The sequence below is a fragment of the Mycolicibacterium vinylchloridicum genome (genome assembly GCF_013404075.1).
Lineage (GTDB): Bacteria > Actinomycetota > Actinomycetes > Mycobacteriales > Mycobacteriaceae > Mycobacterium > Mycobacterium vinylchloridicum.
Genome location: NZ_JACBJQ010000040.1, coordinates 45,571 through 52,260, shown reverse-complemented (window position 1 = coordinate 52,260; position 6,690 = coordinate 45,571). Strand labels below are relative to the sequence as shown.

Sequence of the window (6,690 nt, the reverse complement as noted above, 5' to 3'; positions counted from 1 at the left end):
CTACATAGGCAACGGCCGACCCAGCGGCCCACAACCCAAGACCGACGGAACGTCACCGAAGTCCTGATACACCAACTGTCACCAATGTCCTGATCCAGAACTGTCACCGATGTCCTGATACATCACAGGCGACAAGTTGCTCGCCTAGACCGAGTCAGTCGCGATGGACCTCGACGCCCCACAGCACGCGACGCACGACTGCCCGGAACTCGCGCCGCTGAGCTGGGGGTGCCGCTACTGCGACCGGCTCGGATTCGCGTTCCGGCTCCGGTTCAGCCGCGGGTTCAGGCTCGGGCTCGGGCTCAGGCGCGGCTTCCGGTTCGGGCTCAGGCTCAGGCTCCGCCTCGGGCTCCGGTTCGGGCTCGGCTTCCGCCTCCGGTTCGGGCTCGGGCTCAGGCTCCGCCTCGGGCTCCGGTTCGGGCTCGGCTTCCGCCTCCGGTTCGGGCTCGGGCTCAGGCTCCGCCTCGGGCTCCGGTTCGGGCTCGGCTTCCGCCTCCGGTTCGGGCTCGGGCTCGGGCTCGGGCTCGGGCTCGGGTTGGGGCTCGGGCTCTTCGATGTCGCCGACGGCTGCGGCATCTTCAGGGTCGTGCTCGGCCGCCACAGTCACCGCGGCGGCGATACCACCGCCCGTGGCCACGGCGACCAGATCCTCGGCCATCTTCTCGGCCGGCGATTCCTCATCGGGCGCTGCAACGGCATGCTTGCCGCCCAGTGTCGCTGGATCCTCGCGCCCCTTCGGCGCAAGCAGGATGTACACGATCGCGCCGATGAACACGAACACGGACGTGAACGAGTTCACCCGAATGCCCGCGATGTGGGTGGCGGTGTCGTCACGCAACAGCTCCACCCAGAACCGGCCGATGCAATAGGCCGCCACATACGCCGCGAACAAGCGACCATGACCGATCGTGAACCGCCGGTCGATCCAGATCAGGAAGGCGAACACCAAAACGTTCCACACCAGCTCGTACAGGAACGTCGGCTGCACCACGTAAGCGACCTGCCCGGTCGACACCCCGTCGAGCGAATGCACGTCGACCATCCCGGACGAATCACGCCGGTAGAAGATCTCCAGCCCCCACGGCACCGTGGTCTCGCGGCCGTACAACTCTTGGTTGAAGTAGTTCCCGAGCCGGCCTATCGCCTGCGCCAGGATGATGCCCGGGGCGATCGCGTCACCGAATGCCGGCAGCGGAATCCCCCTGCGCCGGCAGGCAATCCAGGCACCGACAGCGCCCAAAGCGACCGCACCCCAGATACCCAGGCCGCCGTCCCAGATCCGAAGCGCCGCCCCGATACCCGCGCCGCCCTCGGCGAAATAGGTTCTCCAGTCGGTCATCAGGTGGTACAGCCGGCCACCGATCAGCCCGAACGGCACCGCCCACAGCGCGATGTCGTAGATGACGCCCCGCTCGCCGCCGCGCGCCGCCCAGCGACGGTCGCCGATCACCAACGCGGCGACGATGCCCGCAATGATGCACAGCGCATAGGCCCGGATCGGAACCGGACCCAGATGCCACACACCTTGCGGCGGGCTCGGGAAATAAGCCAAGACGGTTGTCGTCACGAGGCAGGCACCTTCTGTCGCACACCCACGGCCAACTCTTCGGTCAGCGTCCGCACTGCCGCCAACCCGTCGGTCAGGGCCGACACTAGCGCCGAACCCACGATCACGCCGTCCGCGAACGTAGCGATCTCGGCCGCCTGCTCACGTGAGCGCACACCGAGCCCGACGCCCACCGGAATGTCCGAGATCTCCTTGATCCGCTGCACCAGTTCCGGCGCCGCGCTGGACACCACGTCGCGGGCACCGGTCACCCCCATGGTCGACGCCGCGTAGACGAATCCGCGCGAAGCCTCCACGGTCTTGGCCAATCGCTCCGGGGTCGACGAGGGCGCCACCAAGAAGATCCGGTCCAAGTCGTGAGCCTCAGACGCGGCCAGCCACTCGTCGGCCTCTTCGGGAATCAGGTCGGGGGTGATCATGCCCAATCCGCCGGCCGCCGCCAGGTCACGCGACCAGGCGTCAATCCCGTAGTGCAGCATCAGATTCCAATACGTCATCACCACCGCGTTGCCACCGGCGGCACTGATGGCCTCCACCGCGCGCAGGGTGTCACGAACGCGGACACCGCCCTGCAGGGCCGCCTCCGTCGCCGTCGCGATCACCGGACCGTCCATCCCCGGATCGGAGTACGGAACGCCGACTTCGACGATGTCGCAACCGGATTCGACCAATGCCACCAACGCGTCGATCGACACGTCGACGGAGGGATAACCGGTCGGCAGATACCCGATCAGGGCCGCCCGGTCCTCCTCGTGGCAGGCCGCAAAGATCGAACCCAGCCGACCCGACTGGCTGTGCGCAATCGTCATGACGCTCCCGGGCCGGACTTGTCGAACAGCCCGAACCACTTGGCCGCCGTCTCCACGTCTTTGTCCCCGCGGCCGGACAGGTTGACCAGAATGATCGACCCAGGCCCCAACTCCGCCGCCAACTTCACCGCGCCGGCCACTGCGTGCGCCGATTCGATGGCGGGGATGATGCCCTCCAGCCGGCACAGCAGGCGGAACGCGTCCATCGCCTCGGTGTCGGTGATCGGCTGGTACTCGGTGCGGCCGAGATCCTTGAGGAATGCATGCTCAGGGCCGACGCCGGGATAGTCCAGCCCGGCCGAGATCGAGTGCGATTCGATGGTCTGCCCGTCTTCGTCCTGCAGCAGATACGAGTACGAACCCTGAAACGCGCCTGGCGTTCCCCCAGTGAAAGTTGCTGCGTGTCTTCCGGTTTCGACGCCATCGCCAGCCGCCTCGAACCCGACCAGACGCACCGAGGAGTCGTCGATGAACGGGTGGAAAATACCGATCGCATTGGAACCGCCACCCACACACGCGGCCACCACGTCGGGCAGCCGGCCGGCCTGGGCGAGGATCTGCGTACGAGCCTCGAGCCCGATGATGCGCTGAAAATCGCGCACCATCGTCGGGAACGGATGCGGACCGGCCGCGGTCCCGAAGCAGTAATAGGTGTTGTCGGCGTTGGTGACCCAATCGCGGAAAGCGTCGTTGATGGCGTCCTTGAGCGTCTTGGAGCCGGACTCCACCGACACCACCTCGGCGCCCAGCAGTCGCATCCGCGCGACGTTCAGCGCCTGGCGCGCGGTATCCACCGCGCCCATGTAGATGATGCACTCCAACCCGAGCAAGGCACACGCTGTCGCGGTCGCCACCCCATGCTGACCGGCACCGGTCTCGGCGATCACCCGGGTCTTGCCCATCTGCTTGGCCAACAGCGCCTGGCCCAGCACGTTGTTGATCTTGTGCGAACCGGTGTGGTTGAGGTCTTCACGCTTGAGGAAGATCCGGGCCCCACCGAGGTGCTCGCTGAGCCGGACCGCTTCGTAAAGCGGGGACGGGCGCCCGGCGTAGTGGGTCTGCAGATTGTCGAGCCGGTCGAGGAATTCGGAGTCGGTGCGGGCCTTTTCGTAGGCGGCCGTCACCTCCTCGATGACCGCCATCAGCGCCTCGGCCACATACCGCCCGCCGTAGGCGCCGAAGTGGCCGCGGGCGTCAGGATCGTGCGCCGTGGGCTCCGCGACGGCCGCACTCATGCGCGGCACGTTCGGGGTGGAGGTATCAGCCACGACTCAGCGAGCGGGTTTCGGGCAGGACGGGTGGGCTCCTGCGGTCACCAGGTCGGCGACGGCGCTGCGCGGGTCCCCACTGGTCACCAGACCCTCGCCGACCAGAACGGCGTCGGCTCCGGCGCCGGCGTAGGCCAGCAGGTCACCGGTGCCACGCACGCCGGACTCGGCAACCCGGATGGTGTCGGACGGTAGTCCCGGCGCGATCCGCGCGAAGCAGTCCCTGTCGACCTCCAGAGTCTTGAGGTCGCGCGCGTTCACGCCGATCACCTTGGCGCCGGCTTCCAGTGCCCGGGATGCTTCTTCCTCGGTGTGCACCTCGACGAGAGCGGTCATGCCCAGCGACTCGGTGCGCTCCAGCATCGACTCCAGGGCCGGCTGCTCCAGGGCGGCCACGATCAGCAGCAGCATGTCCGCGCCGTGCGCCCTGGCCTCGTGGATCTGATAGGGCCGGACGATAAAGTCCTTGCGCAGCACCGGAATCCGGACGGCTGCACGCACCGCATCGAGGTCAGCCAGAGAGCCGTGGAAGCGACGCTCCTCGGTCAGCACGCTGATCACCCGGGCTCCGCCGCTCTCGTAGGAGCGGGCCAGTTCGGCCGGATCGACGATGTTGGCCAGTTGCCCTCGGGATGGGCTGGCGCGCTTCACTTCGGCGATGACGGCGATGCCCGGGGCCCGCAGCGCGGCCAACACGTTCAGGGGGGCCGGCGCCGCTTCGGCGGCCGCCTTCACCTCGTCCAGGCTGACGATCGCCTCCCGTGCGGCAACGTCTTCGCGTACTCCCTCGATGATGGAATCGAGCACGGTTGCCGAACTCATGCGAACTTCGATCCCTTCTTGCCGCAATGGTGATCGCTTCTGTCCTTGGAAGGGTAGTCGTAGTAGGCCGCGCATCCGTCACCGACCCTCGGTGTCGGGGCGTCGTTCGGTGGGATCGACGCCCTCGTCGAGGGCGTCCCACATGCCCCGCTCCGAGATGGCCGAGTCGGCGTCCTCGCTGCGCGCGGCGCTGCGACGGGCAGCGGGCGCGGCGTATTTGGCCGTGGCGCCCCGCCCCGAGGCCGCTGAGCGCATCAGCAGTACGGCAGCGACCAGCGCACACACCGCAGCGGCGATCGTCAGGCCGGCACCGGTGTACTGCCGGTCGCTGGCCACCAGCGACGCCACCGGGAGCTGGGCGAGGTCAGCGCCTCGCGGTCCGACGTCGGGTGTCGTGATCAGGCTGATGCCGAGGTACCCCAGCAGCAGCGTGACCACCGCGAGGAGCACCGCAACGGCCCGCAGACCCCAGCCGCGCACTGCCAGGCCCGCCACCGCGGCCGCCAGCAGCAGCACCGCCAGCGGGATCAGGGCGTTGGACCAGCCGGAGCCGGTCAGGGTGACGGTCTTGGGCTGGCCGAGGCCGTCGAAGGACGTCACCGACACCCACGTCAGCCGGGACGCCACCCACAACAGCAGGGCGGCGACGACCAGCAACAGCTGCCCGATCCGGATCACGGAGCTCCCAGCGTTTCCGCGGCCGCGATCGCGCTGAGCACCGCCTTGGCCTTGTTGGCGGATTCGTTGTACTCGTAGGGCCCGTTGGAGTCGGCGACCACGCCGCCGCCGGCCTGCACGTAGGCGGTGCCCTTGCTCATCAGGGCAGTGCGGATCGCGATCGCGAAGTCGGCGTTGCCTGCGAAGTCCAGATATCCGACGATGCCCCCGTAGAGGCCGCGGCGAGTCTTCTCCACTTCTTCGATGAGCTCCATCGCCCGCACCTTCGGCGCGCCTGTCAGGGTGCCGGCCGGGAAGCAGGCGGTGACGGCGTCCAGGGCTGTGCGGCCCTCGGCGAGCAGGCCGGTGACCGTCGACACGATGTGCATGACGTGGCTGTAGCGCTCGATATGGCTGTAGTCCTCCACGCGCACGGTGCCCGGCACACACACCCGGCCAAGATCGTTGCGGCCGAGGTCGACCAGCATCAGGTGCTCCGAGCGCTCCTTCTCGTCGGCCAGCAGCTCCTTTTCGAGCAGCTGGTCTTCCTCCTCGGTCTGGCCGCGCCACCGGGTACCGGCGATCGGATGCGTTGTGGCCCAGCCGTCCTTGACTGTCACCAACGCCTCCGGGCTGGAGCCGACGATCGAAAACGCTGTTCCCCCAGCCTCATCCGGGATGTGCAGCAGGTACATGTAGGGGCTGGGATTGCTCACCCGCAGCATCCGGTAGACGTCGATCGGATCGACGGCGGTGTCCAGCTCGAAACGCTGCGACGGCACCACCTGGAAGGCCTCGCCGGCCTCGATCTCCTTGACCAGCCGTTCGACGATCGCGCTGTACTCCTCGGGGGTGCGCTGCGAGCGGTGCTGCGGTTGGGGCCGGGAGAATGTCGCCACGCTGGACGTCAACGGCTGGCTCAATGCCTCGGTCATCACGTCGAGGCGAGCGACGGCGTCGTCGTAGGCCCAGTCGACACGGTCGTCGGTCCCGTTCCAGTTCACCGCGTTGGCGATCAGCGTGATGGTGCCCTCGTGATGGTCGACCGCGGCCAGATCGGTGGCCAGCAACAGCAGCATGTCGGGCAGTCCGAGGTCGTCGACGGCCAACTCGGGCAGCCGCTCGAGACGCCGGACGAAGTCGTAGGCGAAGAACCCGACCATGCCGCCGGACAGTGGCGGGACGCCGGCCAGCGGGCCGGTGGACAGTAGCGCCATCGTCTGGTGCAGCGCCTGCAGCGGGTCGCCGCCGGTGGGCGCGTCCTGCGGGGTCGCACCGAGCCAGACCGCTTCGCCGTCCCGGACCGTGAGCGCCGACGGTGCCCCGGCCCCGATGAACGACCATCGCGACCAGGACCGCCCGTTCTCGGCGGATTCGAGTAGGAAGGTTCCGGGCCGGTTGGCGGCCAATTTCCGGTACGCCGACAACGGCGTCTCGCTGTCGGCGAGCACCTTGCGGGTCACCGGCACCACGCGATGTTCGGCGGCCAGCGCACGGAACTCCTCGCGTGTGGTGGTGGCGGCGAGGTTGGATTGCACCGATACATCCTCCCAGACCCGTCGGCCCG

6 protein-coding genes are annotated in these 6,690 nt (G+C 68.2%); all 6 read right to left on the bottom strand.

The features are described from left to right. Positions 1–154 precede the first annotated feature (154 nt). A complete protein-coding gene (locus HPC46_RS25565; RefSeq protein WP_179474991.1) occupies positions 155–1,567 on the bottom strand; it encodes a prolipoprotein diacylglyceryl transferase in 1,413 nt (470 codons plus the stop codon). Continuing rightward, entirely contained in the window at positions 1,564–2,376 is an 813-nt protein-coding gene (gene trpA, locus HPC46_RS25560) for a tryptophan synthase subunit alpha (protein WP_179474990.1), read from the bottom strand. Before trpA ends, HPC46_RS25565 begins: the two co-directional genes overlap by 4 nt. Then, positions 2,373–3,611, bottom strand: coding sequence for a tryptophan synthase subunit beta (gene trpB, locus HPC46_RS25555; protein WP_218894654.1), 1,239 nt, complete (start codon positions 3,609–3,611; stop codon positions 2,373–2,375). Before trpB ends, trpA begins: the two co-directional genes overlap by 4 nt. A gap of 36 nt (positions 3,612–3,647) precedes the next feature. Then, entirely contained in the window at positions 3,648–4,466 is an 819-nt protein-coding gene (gene trpC, locus HPC46_RS25550) for an indole-3-glycerol phosphate synthase TrpC (RefSeq protein WP_179474988.1), read from the bottom strand. A 78-nt stretch (positions 4,467–4,544) separates the two neighbouring features. Continuing rightward, the gene (locus HPC46_RS25545; protein WP_179474987.1) at positions 4,545–5,144 is read right to left on the bottom strand and encodes a TIGR02234 family membrane protein; all 600 of its coding nucleotides are present in this window, start codon (positions 5,142–5,144) and stop codon (positions 4,545–4,547) included. Next, the gene (locus tag HPC46_RS25540; RefSeq protein ID WP_005148983.1) at positions 5,141–6,661 is read right to left on the bottom strand and encodes an anthranilate synthase component I; all 1,521 of its coding nucleotides are present in this window, start codon (positions 6,659–6,661) and stop codon (positions 5,141–5,143) included. Before HPC46_RS25540 ends, HPC46_RS25545 begins: the two co-directional genes overlap by 4 nt. Between the last annotated feature and the right edge of the window lie 29 nt (positions 6,662–6,690).